Raw genomic sequence first — 19815 nt, forward strand, 5'->3', positions numbered from 1 at the left:
TGAGGAGATGGTTGGAGGGTGTGCGGGGCGCCAGTGCGACCGTTGTTCCCTCTCCGACATCGACCCTCTCCCATTGGGAGAGGGCTTGAGGCTCGGAGAGCGCAGCGATCCGCAAGCCGAAAGGGTGAGGGTCGGCTATTGCTTTGGACGCACCTTGCGACGGCTCACGCCGACTGGATCATCCGACCCTCATCCGTCTCGCTTCGCTCGCCACCTTCTCCCAATGGGAGAAGGAACCGTGTAGCTTACCCCATGACCGCCTCCCGCCTCACCCCGCGCGCGCGTTCGTTACGACAGGGCTCCGGCCTGGCCGAGGACCGCGTCTGGCAGCGTCTGCGCGGCGGGGCGGTCGATGGGTGGCGGGTGCGGCGACAGCATCCGGTCGGACCCTATGTCGTCGATTTCGCCTGCCTGCCGCTGAAGCTGGTCATCGAGATCGACGGCGGCGTGCATGAGCGCGACGAGGTCGTCACCCGCGACCACCACCGTCAGGTCGCCATCGAGGCCCTGGGGTGGACGGTGATCCGCTTCACCAACGCACAGGCGCTCGGCGAACCCTGGCGGATTGACGACGCCATCCGCGAGCGGGCAAAGGCGCTGGGTCTGTAGCTTCCCTCTCCCATTGGGAGAGGGCTTGAGCGCACGACGGCTTCGCCGTCATCCTTGCGCGAAAGGGTGAGGGTCGGCCGGCAAAGCTGGACGCACCGCGCGACGGCTCACGCCGACTGCGCCATCCGACCCTCATCCGGCCCTGCGGGCCACCTTCTCCCAACGGGAGAAGGATTGGGTTAGCGTCCCCCCATGACCGCCTCCCGCCTGACCCCGCGCGCCCGGTCGTTGCGACAGACCGGCGGTCTCGCCGAGGACCGCGTCTGGCGGCGGTTGCGCGGCGGGGCCGTGGACGGTTGGAAGGTGCGGCGTCAGCATCCGGTCGGGCCCTATGTGGCGGACTTCGCCTGCCTGCCGCTGAAGCTGGTGGTTGAGATCGACGGCGGAGTGCATGGGCGGGACGAGGTCGTGACCCGCGACCACCATCGTCAGGTCGCCATCGAGGCCCTGGGGTGGACCGTGGTGCGCTTCACCAACGATCAGGCGCTCCGCGAACCCTGGCGCATCGACGACGCGATCCGCGCCCAGGCCAAGGCGCTGGGCCTGTGACCCTCTCCCGATGGGAGAGGGCTTGAGCGCACGGCGGCGCAGCCGTCGTCCTTGCGCGAAAGGGTGAGGGTCGTCTGCGTCCAGGCCCCGCGCCACGGCTTACGCCGACTGCCCTCGCCGACCCTCATCCGGCCCTTCGGGCCACCTTCTCCCAATGCGAGAAGGGCGTAAGGCCTAATGCACCGCCGCCTTCCCGATCTCCAGCCCGTCCGCGCCGGCTGACACGGCGACCACGCTCCCGTCCTCGATCTCGCCGGCGAGGAGCTTGCGGGCCAGGACGTCGACCAGCTCCTTCTGGATGACGCGCTTGAGCGGACGCGCCCCATACGCCGGGTCGTAGCCCTTGTCCGCGAGCCAGTTCAGGGCGCTGTCGTCGAGCGACAGGGTCAGGCGGCGGTCGGCCATGAGGCGTTCCAGCCGTTCCAACTGGATGCGGACGATCCCGCCCATCTGGTCGCGGCCCAGGCGGTGGAACAGGATGATCTCGTCGATGCGGTTCAGGAACTCGGGCCGGAAGTGGGCGCGGACCGCGTCCATGACCAGCGGGCGCACGGCCTCTGAGTCCTCGCCATCCGGCTGGTCGGCCAGATACTGGCTGCCCAGGTTCGAGGTCATGATGATGAGGGTGTTCTTGAAGTCGATCGTGCGCCCCTGGCCGTCGGTCAGGCGGCCGTCGTCCAGCACCTGGAGCAGGACGTTGAACACGTCGGGGTGGGCCTTCTCCACCTCGTCGAACAGGACGACCTGATAGGGGCGCCGGCGCACGGCCTCGGTCAGCGCCCCGCCCTCGTCATAGCCGACATAGCCCGGAGGGGCGCCGATCAGGCGGCTCACGGCGTGCTTCTCCATGTATTCGGACATGTCGATGCGGGTGATGGCCTGGTCGTCGTCGAACAGGAAGGCGGCGAGCGCCTTGGTCAGCTCGGTCTTGCCCACGCCCGTGGGGCCCAGGAACAGGAAGGAGCCGAGCGGCCGGTTGGGGTCGTTCAGGCCCGCTCTTGCCCGGCGAACCGCGTCGGCGACGGCGGCCAGGGCCTCGTCCTGGCCGACCACGCGGCGGGCCAGCTCGTCCTCCATGCGCAGCAGCTTCTCGCGCTCGCCCTGAAGCATCTTGTCCACCGGCACGCCGGTCCAGCGGGAGACGACGGCGGCGATCTGTTCGGCGTCGACGACCTCGGGCGTCAGCGGGCCGGAGCGGTCGGTCTCGTCGGCCTCGGCGGCGGCGAGGGATTTCTCGATCTGGGGGATCTGGCCGTAGGCGATCTCGGAGGCGCGGCCGAGGTCGCCCTCGCGCTGGGCCTGGGCCAGTTCGGCGCGGAGCCGGTCCAGCGTCTCGCGCAGCTGGGCGGCCTGGCCGACCTTATCCTTCTCGGCCTTCCAGCGGGCGGTGAGGTCGGCGGACTCGGCCTCCAGCTCCTCGATCTCGCGTTCGAGACGCTCCAGACGCTGGCGAGAGGGTTCGTCGGTCTCCTTCTTCAGGGCCTCGCGCTCGATCTTCAGCTGCACCAGGCGGCGGTCGATCTCGTCGAGCGCCTCGGGCTTGGAATCCACCGCCATACGCACGCGGCTGGCGGCCTCGTCGATCAGGTCGATCGCCTTGTCCGGCAGGAAGCGGTCGGTGATGTAGCGGTTCGACAGGGTGGCGGCGGCGACGATGGCCGAGTCCGAGATGCGCACTCCGTGGTGGACCTCGTACTTCTCCTTCAGGCCGCGCAGGATCGAAACGGTGTCGGTGACGGTGGGCTCGTCCACGAACACCGGCTGGAAACGGCGGGCCAGCGCGGCGTCCTTCTCGACGTGCTTGCGGTATTCGTCGAGCGTCGTGGCGCCGACGCAGTGCAGCTCGCCGCGGGCCAGGGCGGGCTTCAGCAGGTTCGACGCATCCATGGCGCCGTCGGTCTTTCCGGCGCCGACCAGGGTGTGCATCTCGTCGATGAAGAGGATGATCTGGCCCTCGGCGGCCGAGACCTCGTTCAGCACCGCCTTCAGCCGCTCCTCGAACTCGCCCCGGTACTTCGCGCCGGCGATGAGGGCGCCCATGTCGAGCGCCATGACGGCCTTGTCCTTCAGGCTCTCGGGCACGTCGCCGTTGACGATGCGCAGCGCCAGGCCCTCGACGATGGCGGTCTTGCCGACGCCGGGCTCGCCGATCAGGACGGGGTTGTTCTTGGTGCGGCGGGCCAGCACCTGGATGGTGCGGCGGATCTCTTCATCCCGGCCGATGACCGGGTCGATCTTCTGGTCCCGCGCCGCCTGGGTCAGGTCGCGGGCGTAGCGTTTCAGGGCGTCATAGGCGTCCTCGGCGCCGGCGCTGTCGGCGGTCTTGCCCTTGCGCACCTCGGCGATGGCGGCGTCCAGCTTGTCGGCGGAGGCCCCGGCGGCGGCCAGCGCCTTGGCCGCATCGCCCCCCTCGCGGGCCACGGCGGCGAGCAGGCGCTCGGTGGTGACGAAGGCGTCGCCGGCCTTTTTCGCGGCGGCCTCTGCGGCGGCGACCACGCGGGCGGTCGCGCCGTCCAGATAGAGCTGGCCGGCGCCGCCCTCGACCTGGGGCCGCTTCTTCAGCAGGGCCTCGACCGCGGCGTCGGCCTTCGCCGCGTCGCCCCCCGCCAGCTTGATCAGGTTGCGCGCCAGGCCGTCGCGCTCCTCGAGCAGGACCTTGAGCAGGTGCTCGGGCGCGAAGTGCTGGTGGCGGCGGGCAAGCGCCAGGGTCTGGGCGGACTGGACCGCCTGCTTGGCGCGGTCGGAGAAGAGTTCGAGATTCATGACGTCCCCTGTCGGCGGATCGGAACAGCCTGACGCCCTCTCGGAAAGCGACGCCCGGTCGCTGTCACAGGTGGGTGTGGCCCATTTGCCGCACAAGGGGAGGGCGGCCTAGGGTGGCGAAATGATGATCGATCCGGGGGTCCTGTGGCCCTTCCTGCTGGCGGCCCTGCTGATGGAGCTGACGCAGGGCCCGAACATGGGATGGCTGGCGCTGACCGCCCTGGCGCGCGGCCGCCGCGCCGGGCTGGCCGCGGTCGCCGGAGTCACCCTGGGGCTGACCGCGTGGATGCTGGCGGCCACCCTGGGTCTGGCGCAGCTGCTGGCCGGCGCGCCGGCGGTCTATGCCGCGCTGGCGTGGGCGGGCGTCGCCTTCATGCTCTATCTGGCCTGGGAAGCGTGGCGAGGCCCGGGGACCGCGACGGCCCAGGCGCCCGGACCGGCGGACCGCTGGGCCCTGTTCCGGCGCGGTATGGCCGGCAATCTCCTGAATCCCAAGGCGACCGCGCTGTAGGCCGTGGCCTTGCCCGCCTTCGCCGGAGCGGGCGGCCGGGCGTCGGCCGGCCAGACCTTCGCGCTGGGGCTGGCCCATGTCGCGATCAGCGTCGTCGTGCACACGGCGATCGTGCTGGCGGCCGCCGGGTTCGGCGGGCGGCTGATCCGCGTCGCCGGTCGGCCCTGGGCCCGCGCCGGCATGGCGGCGGGCCTGGCGCTGATCGCGCTTTGGCTGGCGTGGGAGATCGCCGCCTGAGCGCGCGGATCAGCCGCCCGTGGGCCCGGTGGAGAAGTCGAACTGCTCCGGCTGACGGCGCGGGCCGGAACCGAACGAGTAGGTCAGGCCGATGTAGAAGGCGCGCAGCCGGATGTCCTGATCGAACCGCTCGCGGAACTGGGGCGTCTCGAACACGGTGTCGTTGCTGAAGGTGTTGAGGACGTCGCGTCCGGTGATGTTGAGCGACAGCTTGTCGGTCAGCTTGCGACGATAGCCGACGTTCAGCATGCCGCCGGCTTCGCGCGTGCCCTGGGCCAGCAGCTGTTCGCCCTGCCAGAAGCCGGAGATCTGCACGAAATCGTTGGGCGTGGGCGTCCAGTTCAGGCTGAAGCGGCCGCTGGCGAAGGTCCCGTCCCGGTCCTCGCCGCCCGGAACGCCGTCGGCGTCGATCTGCTGGTGAAACACATTGACCGCGCCGCTGTAGCGCAGCGTGGAGCCGAGCGGCCCCGTCGCGGTCAGCTCAACGCCGGTGTCGCGGCGCGAGCCGAGGTTCTCCGGGCGGGTCAGCAGCACGCCGCCGCCGACGTCCGTCGCGATCTCGGTGAAGGCGCCGGAGGTGTCGCGCAGATAGGCGGTCGCCTGCAGGAAGCTCTGGCCCTCGCGCCGTTGCCACATCAGCTCGAACGAATCCGTCTCCTGCGGCTCCAGGTCCGGATTGCCCGACCGCAGGTTCAGCGGGTCCTGGAAGGCGACGAACGGGTTGAGCTGAGCAGGCTGCGGACGCTGAATCCGGCGCGAGTAGCTGGCGCGGAGCGTCTGGGCGTCGCTCAGCTGGTACTGGACGTGGGCGGTGGGGTAGGCCTTGAAATAGTTCTGCTCGGCCGAGAGGCCGCCGGTCAGGTCGCTGATCTCGATGTCGGCCTGTTCGAGGCGCAGACCCCATTGGGCCGAGAGCTTCTCGGACAGAGGACGCTCATAGGTGGCGTAGAGGGCGTGGACGGTCTGCTCGGCCTCGAAGCGGTTGCTCTGGCCGGCCACGACCGCCAGGCCGGCTTCCGAAGGGCCGCGCTCCAGCAGGAAGGTCTGATCGGGCTGCTGGATGTTCAGTTCATAGCCCGCGCGCAGCCGCCCGCCGGTCTCGAAGGGGCGGGTGTAGGCGCTGGTGAAGCCGATCGTCGCCTGATCGGTCTCCTGGGTCTGGCGCTCGTAGAGGTCGGGCGCGGCCGGCGTCGTGAACCGGCTGAGCGTCAGCCCGCCGCTCTCGTTGGCGTTCTCGTCGTACCTCAGCTCGTTCGACCACTCGTGGCCGGCGTCGTCGAACTTGTGCAGCACCCGTGCCGTGGCGCCCCAGTTCTTGAACTCGAAGCCGAAGTCGCCGTCGCGCGTGTAGGCGTTCGTCAGCACGCCGGAGGCGTCGCGGGTCTGGAACAGGGATGTGGACTCGCCGTCGCCGTCGAAGGCCACGCCGCGAACCTCGCCGGTGATCTGGGTCCGGTCGGTGAGGCGGTATTCCGCCGTGGCTCGGCCGAAGGCGCCGCTCTGATTATTGTCCACCGCCTGGTCGGTGGTGGTGGTCGAGATCACGGCCCCGGTCGCCGGGTCCAGCTGCTCCCGGACGCGGCTGAAGGCCACCTCCACCGGATCGGCGCGGTAGCTGAGGTCGCCGGACAGGGTCAGGCGGTCCTCCTGCCAGGAGCCGCTGACGCCGGCGTTCCAGCGGCCGTCGTCGCCGACGTTCGCCCGGACCGAGCCCGTCGTCTGGCGACCCGCTCGCGGCGCGGTCGGCTTGGTGATCAGGTTGATGACCCCGCCGGAGCCCTCGGGGCTGTAGGCGGCGGACGGATTGGTCATGACCTCGATGCGGGCGTACTGGTCCGCCGGCAGCTGCAGGATGGCCTGGCCGCGCCCGGCGCCCGACAGGATGCCCGAGGGTCGCCCATCGACCAGGATGGTGACGTTGGAGTCGCCGCGCAGGGACACGTTCCCGTCCGGATCCACGTCCACCGACGGGACGTTGCGCAGCGCGTCCGCCAGGCTGCCCGTCGCCGCCTGGAGGTCCTCGGCGAGGCTGTAGCTGATCGAGTCGATGGAGGTTCGGACATCCGTCGCCCGCGCGGTGATGGTGACCTCGCCGACGGTGGTGGACCGCTCCTCCTCCGCGGAGGCCGGGGGCGTCTGGGCCGGCGCATTCTGGGCCGGAGGGGTCTGGGTCGGAGGGGTCTGGGTCGGGGGCGTGGGCGCCGTCTGCGCCAGGCCGGCGGAGGGCAGGAGGGCGATCGCCGCTCCCGTCAGAAGGATCGAACGCAGCGCGGCCATGGTCGTGGGGTCCCCGGACGGCGAAGCCCCTCGCTCCGCCACGAGCCGCAGCTAACCCGGGTCGCCCGTGTCCACCCAGTTACAAGTTCTTTAGCCGCCGCCCACATCCGGCGCCCAAGCATGAACGCCGCGTAATGCTCAGCTCCGACGGAGGATGAACTCGTCGTCGCGCCAGTCGCCGACGGGATACTGGTACTCGCCGGCCTTCTCGAAACCGTGGGCGGCGTAGAGCCTCTGGGCCTTCAGGTTTCCGCTCCAGACCCCGATCCAGAGCGGGCCGGAGGAGTTCGCCTGCATCCAGTCGAGCGACAGGTGCAGAAGGCGCGTGCCAAGCCCCGTCCCCTGGGCCGCCTTGGCCACGTACAGGCGGCGAAGCTCCATGTGCGACGGGTCGCCGTCCGGGTGGGGCAGGGTGTTGGGGCCGGCGTTGGCGAAGGCGAGGAGCCCGTCGTCGGCTTGCGCCACCCACCAGGCGGCGCCGGGTTCCTGAAGCTTCACGCGGGTCGGCTCGGGATCGAAACTCTGGGCCAGGAAGCGCTCGAGGTCCGCCTGGGGGTAGGGAATGCCGAACCCATCGACGAAGGTGTCGATGAAGGTCTGTCGACCGAGCGCGCCCAGCGCCTCGGCGTCGTCCAGTCTGGCGGGGCGGATCAGGACCTCGGTCATGGGGTGCGATTAGAAGCTCATCTCGGGCGCGACAAGGCGCCCGACCCGGCCTAGGCTCGGCTCCATGAGCGTGCCCGTCTTCACCCATCCCGACATGATCGAGCATCGGCCCGGCGAGGGGCACCCGGAGCGGCCGGCGCGGCTGGCGACGGTGCTGGCGGCGCTGAAGGACGCCGGCCTCGACGGCGACCTGCGCGAGGCGGAAGAGGCGGCGGTCGAGGACCTGGTCAGGGTGCACCCGCCGGCGCACGTCGAGCGGCTTCTGGCGGCGTCTCCCGACGCCGGGCTGAACATGCTGGACGCCGACACGGTGCTGTCGCCCGGCAGCGTGCGCGCGGCGCGGCTAGCGGCGGGCGCCGTGGTCCAGACGGTGCGCGCCGTCGCGGCCGGAGAGACCGACCGGGCCTTCGCCGCCGTGCGACCGCCGGGTCACCATGCGGAGCCGGACCGGGCGATGGGCTTCTGCCTGTTCTCCAACGTCGCGGTGGCCGCGCGGGCGGCGCAGGCGGCGGGGCTGGAGCGGGTCGCGGTGATCGACTTCGACGTCCACCACGGCAACGGCACCCAGGCCGCCTTCGAGACCGATCCGACGCTGTTCCTGGGCTCCATCCACCAGTGGCCGCTGTATCCCGGCACCGGGGCCGACGACGAGATCGGGGTGGGCAACATCGTCAACGCCACGGTGGAGCCCCATGCCGCGCGCGAGCGGTGGCGAGCCGGGTTCGCCGCGCGCCTGATGCCGGCGCTGGACGCCTTCGCGCCCGATCTGGTGATCATCTCGGCGGGATTCGACGCGCACCGGCGCGATCCCTTGGCCCATCAGAGCCTGGAGGCGGAGGATTTCGCCTGGGCCACGCGGGCGGTGATCGAGGTGGCGCGCGCCCGCTGCGGCGGCAAGGTTGTCTCGTCGCTCGAGGGGGGCTACGACCTTGAGGGGCTGGGCCGATCTTCGGTCGCCCACCTACAGGCCCTGGGGGAGCGTTAGGGACGGCCATGCCTCTGTATTGCAAGGCTGTTGCGTTTGCTGATGGCCGCTGACTCGCTGGATGCGAGCGGCGCCCGCGCCGCGACTCGGGCGCTGGCCCCCGTGCGTCCCGGCGCCATCATCCTGGCGCGCCACGGCGAGCCGGCCCTGTCGCGCAAGTGCCTGATCTCGGCGCGTCAGTACGGGGAATGGTGGTCCAAGTACGAGGTCGGAGGTCTGCGCGCCGGCCAGACCCCGCCGCCGGAACTGGTGCTGGCCGCCGAGGGCGCGGGGGCCATCTACGCCTCCACCCGGCCCCGCGCGCTGGAGACGGCCGCGGCCGTGTCGAAGGGGCGAGAGGTGATGGTGGACGCCCTGTTCATCGAGGCGCCGCTGCCGCCGCCGGGCCTGCCAGACTTCATCAAGCTGTCGCCCCGCTGGTGGGGGGTGGTGTCGCGCTTCTGGTGGCACCTGTCGGACCGGCATCACCAGCAGGAGACCCGCGCCGAGGCCGAGGCGCGGGCCGAGCAGGCGGCGCAGGTGCTGATCGGCCGCGCCGAGAGCGGGCAGGACGTGCTGGTGCTGGCGCACGGCTACTTCAACCACATGGTCGGACGCCGGCTCAAGGCGGACGGCTGGAAGCTGGTCCACAACCAGGGCTTCAAATACTGGTCCCAGCGGCGTTTCGAAAAACGCTGAGCGGACAATCCGACATTGCCGGGCTTCGAGCCTGCCTCTAGGGTCGCCGCGACGCCGCGCCCTCAAGCCATCTCCGGACGATGACCGACCTGCCCGACGCCACCGCCGTCCCCGCCGACCTCAGCTTCGAGGATGCGCTGGCGCAACTCGAGAAGATCGTCGCCGAGCTGGAGTCCGGCCAGGCGCCGCTGGAGCGGTCGATCGAGATCTATGCGCGCGGCGCCGCGCTCAAGGCCCATTGCGAGGCGCGGCTGAAGGCGGCCCAGCTCAGGGTCGAGCAGATCGTGGTCGGCGCGGGCGGCGAGGCCAAGGGCGTCGAGCCGGTGGAGTTCCGCTGATGCCGCTGAGCCCGACCATCGCTTACGAAGACTTCGCCAAGGTGGACATCCGCCTGGGCAAGGTGATCGACGCGCAGGCCTTTCCCGAGGCCAGGAAGCCCGCCTTCAAGCTGACGATCGACTTCGGCCCCGAGATCGGCGTGAAGAAGAGCTCGGCCCAGATCACGCGGCACTACACGCTGGACCAGCTGATCGGACGGATGGTGGCGGCGGTGGTGAACTTCCCGCCCCGTCAGATCGGGCCGTTCATGTCCGAGGTGCTGACGCTCGGCTTTCCGGACGCGGACGGCGAGGTGGTGCTGGTCGGGGTGGACCGCGAGGCGGTCATCGGAGGGCGACTGTTTTGAGCATGACGGCGCTCAGCGACCCGACCGACCTGGTGGCGCAGCGCGTCGCCGAGGTGGCCGACCTGGTGACGGTCGCGCTGGACGAACTGCTGCCGCGCGTCGAGGGGCCGGAGTCGCGGCTGACCGAGGCGATGCGATACGCGGCGCTCGGGCCCGGCAAGCGATTGAGGCCCTTCTTCGCCATCGAGGCGTCGCGCTTCTTCGACATCGAGCCCCGGGCGGTGCTGAGGGCGGCGTGTGCGCTGGAATGCGTCCACGCCTATTCGCTGGTCCACGACGACCTGCCGTGCATGGACGACGACGACATGCGTCGCGGCCGGCCGACGCTGCACCGGGCCTATGACGAGGCGACGGCGGTGCTGGCGGGCGACGCGCTGCAGACCGCCGCCTTCGACATCCTGCTGGACCCGGACACCCATGAGGACGCCGAGGTGCGCTGTCAGCTGGCGGCGCGGCTGTCCCTGTCGTCGGGCGCTCGCGGCATGGCCGGCGGCCAGATGCTGGATCTGATGGGGGTGCGCGACGACCTGGGCCAGGCGGCGCGGATGCAGCGGCTGAAGACCGGGGCGCTGTTCGGCTATGCGTTCGAGATCCCGATCATCATCGCGCGGGCGGGCGATCCGCAGCGGTCCGCGCTGATGAACTTCGCCCACGACATCGGCCTGGCCTATCAGATCGTCGACGACCTTCTGGACGTGGAGGGCGACGAGGCGGAGCTGGGCAAGGCGGCCCAGAAGGACGCAGCCCAGGGCAAGACCAACTTCGTCACCCTGCTGGGCGTCGAACCGGCGCGGCAAAGGGTCGCTTATCTGGCCGATCAGGCCCGTGGGCATCTGGACCTTTTCGGCGCGGAGGCCGAAAACCTCAAGGCGAGCGTGGACTTCGTCCTGAACCGACGTTCGTGAGGAAACGCCCCGCGCCCCAGGGGTTCGAATAAGGGGTTCAGATAAGGCCGACCACGGCCCGAGCCGGAATATCCGACCCATGTCCAAGACCCCGCTTCTCGACACTGTGACCTACCCTGCGGACTTCCGCGGGTTCGATGTCGCGCAGCTGCGCCAGCTCGCCGACGAGGTGCGGACCGAGACGATCGACGCCGTGTCGGTGACGGGCGGCCACTTGGGGGCCGGCCTGGGCGTGGTCGAGCTGACGGTCGCGCTGCACCACGTCTTCGAGACGCCGCGGGACATTCTCATCTGGGACGTCGGGCACCAGTGCTATCCGCACAAGATCGTCACCGGCCGGCGCGACCGGATGCGCACGATCCGCCAGGGCGGCGGCCTGTCGGGCTTCACCAAACGCAGCGAGAGCGAGTACGACCCGTTCGGCGCGGCCCACGCCTCGACCTCGATCTCGGCGGCCCTGGGCTTCTGCGCGGCGCGGGACCAGAGGGGCGACGACAACAAGGTCGTGGCCGTGATCGGCGACGGCTCCATGTCGGCGGGCATGGCCTATGAGGCGATGAACAACGCCGCCGAGACGACCCGCCAGCTGATGGTGGTGCTGAACGACAACGACATGTCGATCGCGCCGCCGGTGGGCGGCATGAGCGCCTATCTGGCCAAGCTGGTGTCGGGCGGCGCCTATCAGAACTTCCGCCGCTTCGGAAAACAGGTGGTCGACCACCTGCCGCGCCCGTTCCGGGACGCGGCGAGGAAGGCCGAGGAATACGCCCGGGGCATGGTCACCGGAGGGACCTTCTTCGAGGAGCTGGGCTTCTACTACATCGGGCCGATCGACGGGCACGACATGGAGACCCTGGTCCCCATCCTGAAGAACGCCGCCGCCATCGACGACCGGCCGGTTCTGGTCCACGTCGTGACCCAGAAGGGCAAGGGCTATGGCCCGGCCGAGAATTCGGCGGACAAGTACCATGGGGTGGTCAAGTTCGACGTGGTCTCGGGCAAGCAGGCCAAGTCGATCTCCAACGCGCCCAGCTACACCAAGGTGTTCGGAACCGAGCTGATCAAGCGGGCCGAGCGGGATCCGCGCATCGTCGCCATCACCGCGGCCATGCCGTCGGGCACGGGGCTGGACCTGTTCGGCCAGGCGTTTCCGAAGCGGACGTTCGACGTCGGCATCGCCGAGCAGCACGCGGTGACCTTCGCCGCCGGGCTGGCGGCCGACGGGATGCGGCCGTTCTGCGCGATCTACTCGACCTTCCTGCAGCGGGGCTACGACCAGGTGGTCCACGACGTGGCCATCCAGGGATTGCCGGTGCGCTTCGCCATGGACCGGGCGGGCCTGGTCGGCGCCGACGGCGCGACCCACGCGGGGTCGTTCGACATCGGCTACATGGGGGCGCTGCCCGGCATGGTGCTGATGGCCGCCGCCGACGAGGCGGAGCTGGCCGCCATGATCGCCACGGCCTGCGAGATCGACGACCGGCCTTCGGCTTTCAGGTATCCGCGCGGCGACGGGGTCGGGGTGGAGATCCCCGAGCTGGCGGCCCCGCTGGAGATCGGCAAGGGCCGCATCGTGCGCGAGGGCACGGCCGTGGCGCTGCTGTCGTTCGGGACCCGGCTGCAGGAGACGCTGAAGGCGGCGGACCTGCTGGCCGCGCGCGGGGTCTCGGCGACCGTGGCCGACGCGCGCTTCGCCAAGCCGTTGGACGAGGAGCTGATCCTGCGCCTCGCCCGCGAGCACGAGGCGCTGGTGACCATCGAGGAAGGCGCGATGGGCGGCTTCGGCGCCTTCGTGCTGCAGATGCTGGCGGAGAAGGGCGCGCTCGACGCCGGCCTCAAGGTCCGCACCATGCACCTGCCCGACACCTTCCAGGACCAGGACAAGCCCGAGCTCATGTACGCGGAGGCCGGCCTGAACGCCGAGCACATCGCGGCTCGGGCGCTGGCGGCCCTGGGGATCGACCGGGCGGCTGGCGCGGTCAGGGCCTGAGCTCGAGGTCAGGCGTCTTCACCCGGTCGGTGATCGGCGAACGAAGGCTACTCGCAGGCCTTGAAGTAGCGGTCGATGCGGTCTGTCGAGCCGGGGTGGGCGACCAGGGTCTTGCGGTCTCCGTCGTCGAAGATGGTCAGCCAGCCCAGGCGGCGGAACCGCTGAAACACGGGATGTGAGACTTCGGCCTCGGCGATGAGGCTGACGCCGTCGTCCAGCGCGCTGGGCTCGGCGCGCGCGGTCCAGCGCTCGGTGTCGCCGCCCGACTCGATCAGAATTTCGGGGGCCGGCGTCTGGGCCGGCTGCAGAAGCTGGGTGCGGCCGGATCCTGGCGTGCAGTCGAAGCGCAGGCTGAGGTCGTCCGACGCCTCGACGCCGTAGGCCAGCATCGCGCCGCCGTCGTCGGCATGGAAGAACCAGTCCTTGCCGGGGGTTGGCGCGGGCGCCGGTCCCGCCGCAGGACCCGTGGGTTCGGGTGCGCTGGCGCAGGCGGCCAGAAGACCGGACATCAGTAACCCGATGATGGTCGCCCGCATGATCGCCCCCGTCAGCGGGCGCAAAGCTCCACCAGACGGCGAAGCTTGGCAAGGTGGGCCCGGGGAACGGCGACGACTTCGCTGCGACCGCCCGACTCCACCGTCATCTCGCCGGTGGCGGCGAAGGCGGTGACGACGGGGTGGTTGATCGGCGCGGCCACGCGCAGCCCCCGACCCCGCAGGGCCTCGAGCTGTCCTGTCGCGGTCGCGTCGCCCGACGTCAGTGTCGCGAAGGGGGCGGCGGGCTGCACGCCGTAGACGGTGACCATCAGGCCATCGACGCCGTCGCGGCACTCCAGCGTCGTGCGCAGGCGCGTGGTGTCGGGAACCTCGTGCGCCAGCACGGCGCCGCCGTCATTCTCATAGAGCGTCCAGGTCCAGCCGTCCTGCGGCGAGGCGAGCGCCGCCACGGCCGCGAGGGCCAGCCACATGTCGGACGTCTCCCCTGTCTGACGACCTGAATGTGGTCAGGCGCGGCCCGACGCGCAATGGTTCAGGAAGCGCTCGGCCAGACCGGCGCCGGCGCGATCCACCGGCAGGGCGCGGGGCTCGCCCATGTCGTTCACGACCCGCAGCGGCCGCGCCTCGGTCATGGCGCCCAGGACCCGGTCGCCGGCGGGCAGGCGAATGTCCTGCATCAGCTCGCCGCTCAGCGGATCGATGGCCGCGACGCCGCCGGCCTGCCGCAGGCTGGGACTGGCGGGAATCAGGGGCCCGTAGACCTCCACGCCCTCGCCGGGCGCGCAGGTCATCATGATCGCGAGGTGATCCGAGTTCGGCACGCCGTAGGTCAGCTTGGCCATGTCGCCCTCGCTGGTCAGCGCCCAGGTCATCTCGACACCCGAAGCAGCCTCGGGCGCGGCCGTCGGCAGGGCGCTTTCCGTGCGGGCCGCGAAGGCCAGAACGGCGGTCAGCAGGGCGGCAGGGATCAGAACTCTAAACATTCTCTTACTCGCGTTCGGGGACTCAAACGCGAGTTTCGCCGTGGGGTTCACGGCTCAGCTGACGTCGTCCTGCGAGCGAGGTTCGCGCGCGGCCGATGAACGCAAGCTGAGCAATATCGCCTGGAGGGCGAACGGCCACCTCAGAACGGCGAGAAGCGCTCCACCAGGCTCTGGGCCGCCGGCGCCGCCTGGACACGGCTGATGTCGCCGCGACCACCGTAGCTGATGCGGGCCTCGGCGATCTGGGTGTGAGCGATTGTGTTGGCCGAGGAGATGTCCTCCGGGCGCACGATGCCGGCGACGGTCAGCTCGCGCACCTCGCGGTTGGTGCGCACTTCCTGCCGGCCCTGGATGACCAGGTTGCCGTTGGGCATGACCGCGGTGACGACGGCGGCGATGGTCAGGCTGACCTGCTCCGATCGGCTGACGGCGCCCGAGCCGGTCGAGGAGCTCTCACCCGCCAGCCCGACCATGTTCTGCGGATCGAAGCCGCCCGGGAAGAAGCGGCCCAGGCTGTTCTCCAGTCCGAAGAAGTTGGTGACGCCGCCAGACGCGTCGTTGGAGCGGTTGCGCTGGGTCGAGTTGGAGGTCTGGGCGCGGTCGTCGATATCGACGCTGACCGTCAGGATGTCGCCGACGCGTCGCGCCCGCTGGTCGCCGAAGAAGGTTCGCGCCCCGGTGCGCCACAGGCTGTTGGCGCTGGCCGGGCGGGCGTCGGGCGCCGGCAGGATCTGTTGCTGCACCGGAACGAGGGCGGCCGGATAGCCGATCGGGGCGAGCTCGGGCCCCCGCACGGCCTCGACGGCGGTGGTGCAGGCCGCGAGCGGCGCGAGGGCGACGATCAGGATCAGGGCTCTACGCATGGGACTGGACTTTCCGATCTGGCTCAGCGGCCGGGGAAGACGGCGGCGTCGGCCCGCGCCTGGAGGGCGGCGGGTCCGGCGATGGCGCGGCCGGGTCCGGCGGCGACGGCTTCGATCGCGCGGCCGGACTGGCTGTTGATGACGGTGAGGGGCTGGCCGAGGGCGGCGGCGCGCTGGGCCCGGCCGGTGACGGTCAGGCGGACGCCGCCGACTTCATAGGCGACCTGGACGGTGTCGCCGCGCGCGATCACCGCCGCGCCGGACGGGGCGGGGCGGAGCGCGGCCGCCGGCGCCCCGGTCGGAGCCTCGCCGGCGACGGCCGGCGCGGCGTTCTGGGCGGCGAGCTGGGGCGCGCGCCGCACGACCACTCGGCGCAGGCCCTGAGGGTTGGACCAGTCCAGCCCCGCGGCGCGGGCGGCGGCCTGGACCTGGGCGGCGGGGAGCATGACCGAGGGGCCGACCCGCTCGGCCACCACGACGTTCGAGGCCGCGCCGGCGCCGTCGAAGATGTCGCCCAGCGTGACGCGCCCGTCATCGTCCTGCGGATTGGCCCTGAGGCTGACGGGGTCCGCCAGCGCCGGGGTGGCGACGGTCATGAGGAGAAGGGCGATCAGGGCGCGCATCAGCTCTTCACCTGTCCGGTCACCTGCAGCATCTCGTCGGCGGTGGTGATGACCTTGGAGTTCATCTCATAGGCCCGCTGGGCCACGATCAGGGCGGTGATCTCGGCCACCGCATCGACGTTGGAGGCCTCGGTGTAGCCCTGCAGCACCTGGCCGAAGCCGATCTCGCCCGGCGCGCCGACGTTGGCGGGACCGGAGGCCGCGGTCTCCAGCAGCAGGTTGTCGCCGATCGCCTCGAGCCCGGCCTCGTTGAAGAAGGTGGCGAGCTCCAGCTGGCCGACGATCTGGGGCTCGGTCTCGCCGTCGGTGGTGACCTGGACCTGGCCCGCGCGGGAGATGGTCACGTCCACCGCGTCCTGCGGGATGGTGATGGCCGGCTGGACCTCGTAGCCGTCGTCGGTGACCAGGGTCCCGTCGGCATTGACCGAGAAGTTGCCGGCGCGGGTATAGGCCGTCTCGCCCGACGGCATCACGATCTGGAAGTAGCCGCGCCCGTCGATGGCGACGTCATAGCGGTTGTCCGTGCGGGTGGGCGAGCCTTGTTCGGTGATGCGATAGACGCTGCCGGCCTTGACGCCCGCGCCGACCTGGATGCCCGTCGGCACCACGTTGCCCTGGGTCGAGGACTGCGCGCCCATCCGCTCGATGTTCTGGTAGAGCAGGTCCTGGAACTCGGCGCGCTGACGCTTGAAGCCCACCGTGTTCATGTTGGCGATGTTGTTCGAGATGACCTCGACGTTCAGCTGCTGGGCGGCCATGCCCGAGGCGGCGGTGCGAAGCGCGCGCATAGCGGGTCTCCTCCTTTAGCTGACCTTGCCCAGGCGCTCGACGGCGCGGCGGGACAGGTCGTTGGCGTTCTCGATCATGCGGGTGACGCGCTCGTAGGAGCGCTGGATCTCGATCAGGTTTGTGATCTCGATCAGGGGATTGACGTTGGAGCCTTCCAGCATGCCCTGGCGGATGCGGGCGTCGGTCGCCTCGACCGGCGCGGCGTTGGCGACGTTGCGATACAGCCCGTCGCCGCCCTTCTGCAGGACGCCGAGGTTGTCGAAGCGCACGACGGTCAGCCGACCGACCGGGAGGCCGTCCTGGCTGATGGTCCCATCGGGGCCGACGGTCGGCTGGCCTAGGTTCGGATCGAGGATGATCTCGGCGCCGTCGCCGAGCACGGGCAGGCCGCCCTCGGTGGTCAGCCGGCCCTCGGGATCGAGGGTGAAGGCGCCGTCACGGGTATAGGCCTCGCCGTTCGCGTCCTGCAGGACGAAGAAGGCGCCCTCGCCCTCGATGGCGAAGTCGAAGGTGCGGCCGGTCTGGCTGAGCTCGCCCTGGCCGAAATCGCGGCCGACGCCGTTGTCCAGCACGAAGCTGACGCCGCCCCGGACGGCGAAGTTGCGGGCGCGCTCGCCCACCTCGGCGGCGGTCAGCAACTGCTCCACCTTGAAGCCGGTGGTGTCGGCGTTGGCGATGTTGTTCGCGACGATGTCCAGCTCGCGACGCAGGGTCAGCTGGCGGGACAGTCCAACGTAGGCGGCGTTTTCCACGACGAGGCGCTCCTTCCACCCCGGCGTCGCAACCGCCGTGCCAGGTCACAAAGATGAATGATTTCAGGGGATAGGCGGCTGGCGGATCCTACGGCGCCCGGCAGAAATTGCCGGACCTCAACGCCTCGTTAACCAAAACCGGCCACCTTCGCCCGGTCGGGGTCGGTAGCGGCGAACGCCATGTTGAAGCTGGGCAAGAAGAAGGGGGACAAGGCCCCCGAGGCGGAGGCGCCCGCCACGGCGGAAGGCGCCGAGGGCGAGGCCGCGCCCAAGAAGAAGAAACTCCCCCTCCTCTTCATCATCATCCCCGCGGCCGTGGTGCTGCTGGGCGGCGGCGGAGCCGCGGCCTTCTTCATACTGCAGCCCAAGGCGGCCGCCGAGGACGCGGAGGGGCACGGCGCCGAAAAGGGCGGCGATCACGGCGAGAAGAAGGGCGGAGGGCACGGCGCGGAGAAGAAGGGCGGCGACGGCCACGGCGGCGGCGGCGAGGAAGCCGAGGGCGGCGGCGCCACCGGCACGATCAGCGAGGGCCCGGACGGCGTGGTCTTCTACACCCTGCCGGACATGGTCGTGAACATTCAGAGCCCGGACGGACGGCCGACGTTTCTGAAGCTGAAGCTGACGCTCGAGATGTCGGACTATGCGGTGGCCGAACAGCTGCAGGCCGAGTTCCCGCGCCTCAACGACATGTTCCAGGGCTTCCTGCGCGAGCTGCGGCCCGAGGACCTGGCCGGATCGGCCGGCAGCTATCAGCTGCGCGCCGAAATCCTGCGACGGGTCAATCTGATCGTCGCCCCGGCGCACGCCGACGCGGTGCTGATCGAGGAGATGCTGGTCCAGTGACCGATCAGCCGCTCGAGGACGATCCCTTCGGCGGAGGGATGGAAGATCTGGGCGCCGCGTCCGAGCGCGTCCTGAACCAGGAGGAGATCGACAGCCTGCTCGGCTTCGATCTGACCGACGACGACGGCGCCGATCGGTCGGGCATCCGGGCGATCATCAATTCGGCCCTGGTGTCCTACGAGCGCCTGCCGATGCTCGAGATCGTCTTCGACCGGTTGGTCCGGCTGATGACGACGAGCCTGCGCAACTTCACCTCCGACAACGTGGAGGTGTCGCTGGACAACATGAGCTCGATCCGGTTCGGGGATTACCTGAACTCGATCCCGCTGCCGGCGATCCTGGCGGTGTTCCGCGCCGAGGAGCTGGACAACTACGGCCTGCTGACGGTCGACTCCAACCTGATCTACTCGATCGTCGACGTCCTGCTGGGCGGGCGGCGCGGCACCGCGGCGCTCCGGATCGAGGGGCGGCCTTACACCACCATCGAACGGATGCTGGTGCAGCGGATGGTCGAGGTCATCCTGGCGGACGCCAAGGCCGCGTTCGAGCCGCTGACGCCGGTGCACTTCAACCTGGACCGGCTGGAGACCAATCCCCGCTTCGCGGCCATCGCGCGGCCCGCCAACGCGGCGATCCTGGTCAAGCTGCGGATCGACATGGAGGACCGGGGGGGACGGGTGGAGCTGTTGCTCCCCTACGCCACGCTGGAGCCGATCCGGAAGATGCTGCTGCAGCAGTTCATGGGCGAGAAGTTCGGCCGCGACAACATCTGGGAAAGCCACCTGGCCACCGAACTCTGGACCACCGACACGGAGGTCCGCGCCGTGCTGGACGAACAGCAGACGACCCTGTCCAAGGTTTTGAACTTCAAGGTCGGCGACACCCTGATGCTGAACGCCACGCCGGACAGCGAGGTGTCGATCCGCTGCGGCCAGATCCCCGTGACCACGGGGCGCATGGGCCGCAAGGGCCAGCATATCGCGGTCCGGGTCGAGCGGCCCATCAGCATCGAAGCGGCGACCGCCATCGCCCGGAGGAAGTCATGACCGGCCTGATCCTGGACGGCGTTCTGATGCTGCTGCTGGTCGCGGCCCTGGGCTACGGCGTGCGGCTGGAGAAGAAGCTGGCGCTCCTGCGCGCGGGCCACGCGGAGTTCGCCAAGGCGGTCGCCGAGCTGAACACCGCCGCCGGGCGGGCCGAGGCGGCGCTGGCCAGTCTGCGCGCCTCCAACCAGGAGACGGACCTGCTGCACGACCGGATCGTCAAGGCGCGGGCGATCAAGGCGGAGCTGGAGCAGGTGATGGCGCGGGCCGAGAAGAGCCCGGTCGCGGCGTCGCCCAAGACGACGAGCCACCCCGCGGCCCCGGTCGACGGCAGGGATGAGACATCCGCGATGCCGCGTCGTGCGGAGAGGGACCACGAAGCGGCGGCAGGGCCGGCGCAGTCCCGTTCCCTGGCTGAGCGCATCCACGCCCTGTCGACGCCCGCCGCGCCCGGTCGCGACAACGTCCGAGCGATCGTGCAGGCCATGACCGCTAACCAAGCCGCGAAAGAGAGCCTCAACCGCGCGCGGCTGAAACTCGACGACGACCTGTTCGCCGCCTGAGGCC

The 19815-nt window shown here is 70.4% G+C and carries 23 protein-coding genes; 13 read left to right on the top strand and 10 right to left on the bottom strand.

What is annotated here, in order from left to right:
* The first annotated feature begins 252 nt into the window (after positions 1–252).
* Both ACFFGE_RS13740 and ACFFGE_RS13745 read left to right on the top strand, forming a co-directional pair.
* Positions 253–609 (top strand): endonuclease domain-containing protein, encoded by a 357-nt coding sequence (locus tag ACFFGE_RS13740; protein WP_376837036.1) that lies wholly within the window; start codon positions 253–255, stop codon positions 607–609.
* 192 nt (positions 610–801) lie between these two features.
* Positions 802–1158, top strand: a complete 357-nt coding sequence (locus ACFFGE_RS13745) for an endonuclease domain-containing protein (protein WP_376837037.1) — start codon at positions 802–804, stop codon at positions 1156–1158.
* Positions 1159–1332: 174 nt separating this feature from the next.
* Here ACFFGE_RS13745 and clpB read toward each other — a convergent pair whose 3' ends face one another.
* Positions 1333–3921, bottom strand: a complete 2589-nt coding sequence (gene clpB, locus ACFFGE_RS13750; protein WP_376837038.1) for an ATP-dependent chaperone ClpB — start codon at positions 3919–3921, stop codon at positions 1333–1335.
* A 121-nt stretch (positions 3922–4042) separates the two neighbouring features.
* Between clpB and ACFFGE_RS13755 the strand changes: the two genes are divergently transcribed.
* Positions 4043–4432: a LysE family translocator gene (locus ACFFGE_RS13755; RefSeq protein ID WP_376837039.1), complete on the top strand. Its 390-nt coding sequence runs from the start codon at positions 4043–4045 to the stop codon at positions 4430–4432.
* A gap of 9 nt (positions 4433–4441) precedes the next feature.
* Complete coding sequence (locus ACFFGE_RS13760) at positions 4442–4669, top strand: hypothetical protein (protein ID WP_376837040.1); 228 nt, start codon at positions 4442–4444, stop codon at positions 4667–4669.
* A 9-nt stretch (positions 4670–4678) separates the two neighbouring features.
* On the opposite strand, the gene ACFFGE_RS13765 is transcribed toward ACFFGE_RS13760, so the two are convergent.
* Together ACFFGE_RS13765 and ACFFGE_RS13770 are read right to left on the bottom strand one after the other, a co-directional pair.
* Positions 4679–6946, bottom strand: coding sequence for a TonB-dependent receptor domain-containing protein (locus ACFFGE_RS13765; RefSeq protein WP_376837041.1), 2268 nt, complete (start codon positions 6944–6946; stop codon positions 4679–4681).
* A gap of 138 nt (positions 6947–7084) precedes the next feature.
* Positions 7085–7612, bottom strand: coding sequence for a GNAT family N-acetyltransferase (locus tag ACFFGE_RS13770; RefSeq protein ID WP_376837042.1), 528 nt, complete (start codon positions 7610–7612; stop codon positions 7085–7087).
* Between the two features lie 64 nt (positions 7613–7676).
* Between ACFFGE_RS13770 and ACFFGE_RS13775 the strand changes: the two genes are divergently transcribed.
* From ACFFGE_RS13775 to dxs, 6 genes are all read left to right on the top strand, one after another.
* Positions 7677–8597 carry a histone deacetylase family protein gene (locus tag ACFFGE_RS13775; protein ID WP_376837043.1) on the top strand — a complete coding sequence of 307 codons (921 nt, stop codon included), beginning with the start codon at positions 7677–7679 and terminating at the stop codon, positions 8595–8597.
* Between the two features lie 42 nt (positions 8598–8639).
* Positions 8640–9275, top strand: coding sequence for a histidine phosphatase family protein (locus tag ACFFGE_RS13780; RefSeq protein ID WP_376837044.1), 636 nt, complete (start codon positions 8640–8642; stop codon positions 9273–9275).
* 80 nt (positions 9276–9355) lie between these two features.
* Positions 9356–9613 carry an exodeoxyribonuclease VII small subunit gene (locus tag ACFFGE_RS13785; RefSeq protein ID WP_376837045.1) on the top strand — a complete coding sequence of 86 codons (258 nt, stop codon included), beginning with the start codon at positions 9356–9358 and terminating at the stop codon, positions 9611–9613.
* Complete coding sequence (locus tag ACFFGE_RS13790) at positions 9613–9960, top strand: tRNA-binding protein (protein WP_376837046.1); 348 nt, start codon at positions 9613–9615, stop codon at positions 9958–9960. The genes ACFFGE_RS13785 and ACFFGE_RS13790 overlap by 1 nt, the downstream gene beginning before the upstream one ends.
* Before the next feature lie 2 nt (positions 9961–9962).
* Positions 9963–10865 carry a polyprenyl synthetase family protein gene (locus ACFFGE_RS13795; protein ID WP_376837047.1) on the top strand — a complete coding sequence of 301 codons (903 nt, stop codon included), beginning with the start codon at positions 9963–9965 and terminating at the stop codon, positions 10863–10865.
* A 79-nt stretch (positions 10866–10944) separates the two neighbouring features.
* On the top strand, positions 10945–12855 hold the full coding sequence (gene dxs / locus ACFFGE_RS13800) for a 1-deoxy-D-xylulose-5-phosphate synthase (protein WP_376837048.1): 1911 nt from the start codon (positions 10945–10947) through the stop codon (positions 12853–12855).
* A 47-nt stretch (positions 12856–12902) separates the two neighbouring features.
* On the opposite strand, the gene ACFFGE_RS13805 is transcribed toward dxs, so the two are convergent.
* The 7 genes from ACFFGE_RS13805 to flgF form a co-directional block, all read right to left on the bottom strand.
* Positions 12903–13391: a hypothetical protein gene (locus ACFFGE_RS13805; protein WP_376837049.1), complete on the bottom strand. Its 489-nt coding sequence runs from the start codon at positions 13389–13391 to the stop codon at positions 12903–12905.
* An 11-nt stretch (positions 13392–13402) separates the two neighbouring features.
* Complete coding sequence (locus tag ACFFGE_RS13810; RefSeq protein WP_376837050.1) at positions 13403–13822, bottom strand: hypothetical protein; 420 nt, start codon at positions 13820–13822, stop codon at positions 13403–13405.
* A 36-nt stretch (positions 13823–13858) separates the two neighbouring features.
* The gene (locus tag ACFFGE_RS13815; RefSeq protein WP_376837051.1) at positions 13859–14335 is read right to left on the bottom strand and encodes a hypothetical protein; all 477 of its coding nucleotides are present in this window, start codon (positions 14333–14335) and stop codon (positions 13859–13861) included.
* 140 nt (positions 14336–14475) lie between these two features.
* Positions 14476–15198, bottom strand: a complete 723-nt coding sequence (gene flgH, locus ACFFGE_RS13820; RefSeq protein WP_376837052.1) for a flagellar basal body L-ring protein FlgH — start codon at positions 15196–15198, stop codon at positions 14476–14478.
* A 23-nt stretch (positions 15199–15221) separates the two neighbouring features.
* Positions 15222–15821: a flagella basal body P-ring formation protein FlgA gene (locus ACFFGE_RS13825; RefSeq protein ID WP_376837053.1), complete on the bottom strand. Its 600-nt coding sequence runs from the start codon at positions 15819–15821 to the stop codon at positions 15222–15224.
* Positions 15821–16609, bottom strand: coding sequence for a flagellar basal-body rod protein FlgG (gene flgG / locus ACFFGE_RS13830; protein WP_376837054.1), 789 nt, complete (start codon positions 16607–16609; stop codon positions 15821–15823). The genes ACFFGE_RS13825 and flgG overlap by 1 nt, the downstream gene beginning before the upstream one ends.
* A gap of 15 nt (positions 16610–16624) precedes the next feature.
* On the bottom strand, positions 16625–17362 hold the full coding sequence (flgF, locus tag ACFFGE_RS13835; RefSeq protein WP_376837055.1) for a flagellar basal-body rod protein FlgF: 738 nt from the start codon (positions 17360–17362) through the stop codon (positions 16625–16627).
* A 180-nt stretch (positions 17363–17542) separates the two neighbouring features.
* On the opposite strand from flgF, the gene ACFFGE_RS13840 reads away from it, so the two are divergent.
* The 3 genes from ACFFGE_RS13840 to ACFFGE_RS13850 are packed head-to-tail and all read left to right on the top strand — an operon-like array spanning position 17543 to position 19811.
* Positions 17543–18205 carry a flagellar basal body-associated FliL family protein gene (locus ACFFGE_RS13840; protein WP_376837056.1) on the top strand — a complete coding sequence of 221 codons (663 nt, stop codon included), beginning with the start codon at positions 17543–17545 and terminating at the stop codon, positions 18203–18205.
* Between the two features lie 38 nt (positions 18206–18243).
* Complete coding sequence (gene fliM, locus ACFFGE_RS13845; RefSeq protein WP_376837074.1) at positions 18244–19251, top strand: flagellar motor switch protein FliM; 1008 nt, start codon at positions 18244–18246, stop codon at positions 19249–19251.
* The gene (locus tag ACFFGE_RS13850; RefSeq protein ID WP_376837057.1) at positions 19248–19811 is read left to right on the top strand and encodes a DUF6468 domain-containing protein; all 564 of its coding nucleotides are present in this window, start codon (positions 19248–19250) and stop codon (positions 19809–19811) included. Before fliM ends, ACFFGE_RS13850 begins: the two co-directional genes overlap by 4 nt.
* Positions 19812–19815: the final 4 nt, after the last annotated feature.

Origin of the sequence: Brevundimonas balnearis, from assembly GCF_042434805.1 — a bacterium.
GTDB classification, from domain to species: domain Bacteria; phylum Pseudomonadota; class Alphaproteobacteria; order Caulobacterales; family Caulobacteraceae; genus Brevundimonas; species Brevundimonas balnearis.

Excerpts from the sequence above, each read along its gene's own strand:
- ACFFGE_RS13740 (WP_376837036.1), top strand. The coding sequence starts at position 253 with ATGACCGCCTCCCGCCTCACCCCGCGCGCGCGTTCGTTACGACAGGGC.
- ACFFGE_RS13840 (WP_376837056.1), top strand. The coding sequence starts at position 17,543 with ATGTTGAAGCTGGGCAAGAAGAAGGGGGACAAGGCCCCCGAGGCGGAG.
- ACFFGE_RS13785 (WP_376837045.1), top strand. The coding sequence starts at position 9,356 with ATGACCGACCTGCCCGACGCCACCGCCGTCCCCGCCGACCTCAGCTTC.
- ACFFGE_RS13755 (WP_376837039.1), top strand. The coding sequence starts at position 4,043 with ATGATGATCGATCCGGGGGTCCTGTGGCCCTTCCTGCTGGCGGCCCTG.
- ACFFGE_RS13795 (WP_376837047.1), top strand. The coding sequence starts at position 9,963 with ATGACGGCGCTCAGCGACCCGACCGACCTGGTGGCGCAGCGCGTCGCC.
- ACFFGE_RS13780 (WP_376837044.1), top strand. The coding sequence starts at position 8,640 with ATGGCCGCTGACTCGCTGGATGCGAGCGGCGCCCGCGCCGCGACTCGG.
- ACFFGE_RS13765 (WP_376837041.1), bottom strand. The coding sequence starts at position 6,946 with ATGGCCGCGCTGCGTTCGATCCTTCTGACGGGAGCGGCGATCGCCCTC.
- dxs (WP_376837048.1), top strand. The coding sequence starts at position 10,945 with ATGTCCAAGACCCCGCTTCTCGACACTGTGACCTACCCTGCGGACTTC.
- ACFFGE_RS13815 (WP_376837051.1), bottom strand. The coding sequence starts at position 14,335 with ATGTTTAGAGTTCTGATCCCTGCCGCCCTGCTGACCGCCGTTCTGGCC.
- ACFFGE_RS13825 (WP_376837053.1), bottom strand. The coding sequence starts at position 15,821 with ATGCGCGCCCTGATCGCCCTTCTCCTCATGACCGTCGCCACCCCGGCG.
- ACFFGE_RS13805 (WP_376837049.1), bottom strand. The coding sequence starts at position 13,391 with ATGCGGGCGACCATCATCGGGTTACTGATGTCCGGTCTTCTGGCCGCC.
- ACFFGE_RS13850 (WP_376837057.1), top strand. The coding sequence starts at position 19,248 with ATGACCGGCCTGATCCTGGACGGCGTTCTGATGCTGCTGCTGGTCGCG.
- clpB (WP_376837038.1), bottom strand. The coding sequence starts at position 3,921 with ATGAATCTCGAACTCTTCTCCGACCGCGCCAAGCAGGCGGTCCAGTCC.
- fliM (WP_376837074.1), top strand. The coding sequence starts at position 18,244 with ATGGAAGATCTGGGCGCCGCGTCCGAGCGCGTCCTGAACCAGGAGGAG.
- flgG (WP_376837054.1), bottom strand. The coding sequence starts at position 16,609 with ATGCGCGCGCTTCGCACCGCCGCCTCGGGCATGGCCGCCCAGCAGCTG.
- ACFFGE_RS13790 (WP_376837046.1), top strand. The coding sequence starts at position 9,613 with ATGCCGCTGAGCCCGACCATCGCTTACGAAGACTTCGCCAAGGTGGAC.
- ACFFGE_RS13770 (WP_376837042.1), bottom strand. The coding sequence starts at position 7,612 with ATGACCGAGGTCCTGATCCGCCCCGCCAGACTGGACGACGCCGAGGCG.
- ACFFGE_RS13775 (WP_376837043.1), top strand. The coding sequence starts at position 7,677 with ATGAGCGTGCCCGTCTTCACCCATCCCGACATGATCGAGCATCGGCCC.
- ACFFGE_RS13810 (WP_376837050.1), bottom strand. The coding sequence starts at position 13,822 with ATGTGGCTGGCCCTCGCGGCCGTGGCGGCGCTCGCCTCGCCGCAGGAC.
- ACFFGE_RS13745 (WP_376837037.1), top strand. The coding sequence starts at position 802 with ATGACCGCCTCCCGCCTGACCCCGCGCGCCCGGTCGTTGCGACAGACC.
- flgH (WP_376837052.1), bottom strand. The coding sequence starts at position 15,198 with ATGCGTAGAGCCCTGATCCTGATCGTCGCCCTCGCGCCGCTCGCGGCC.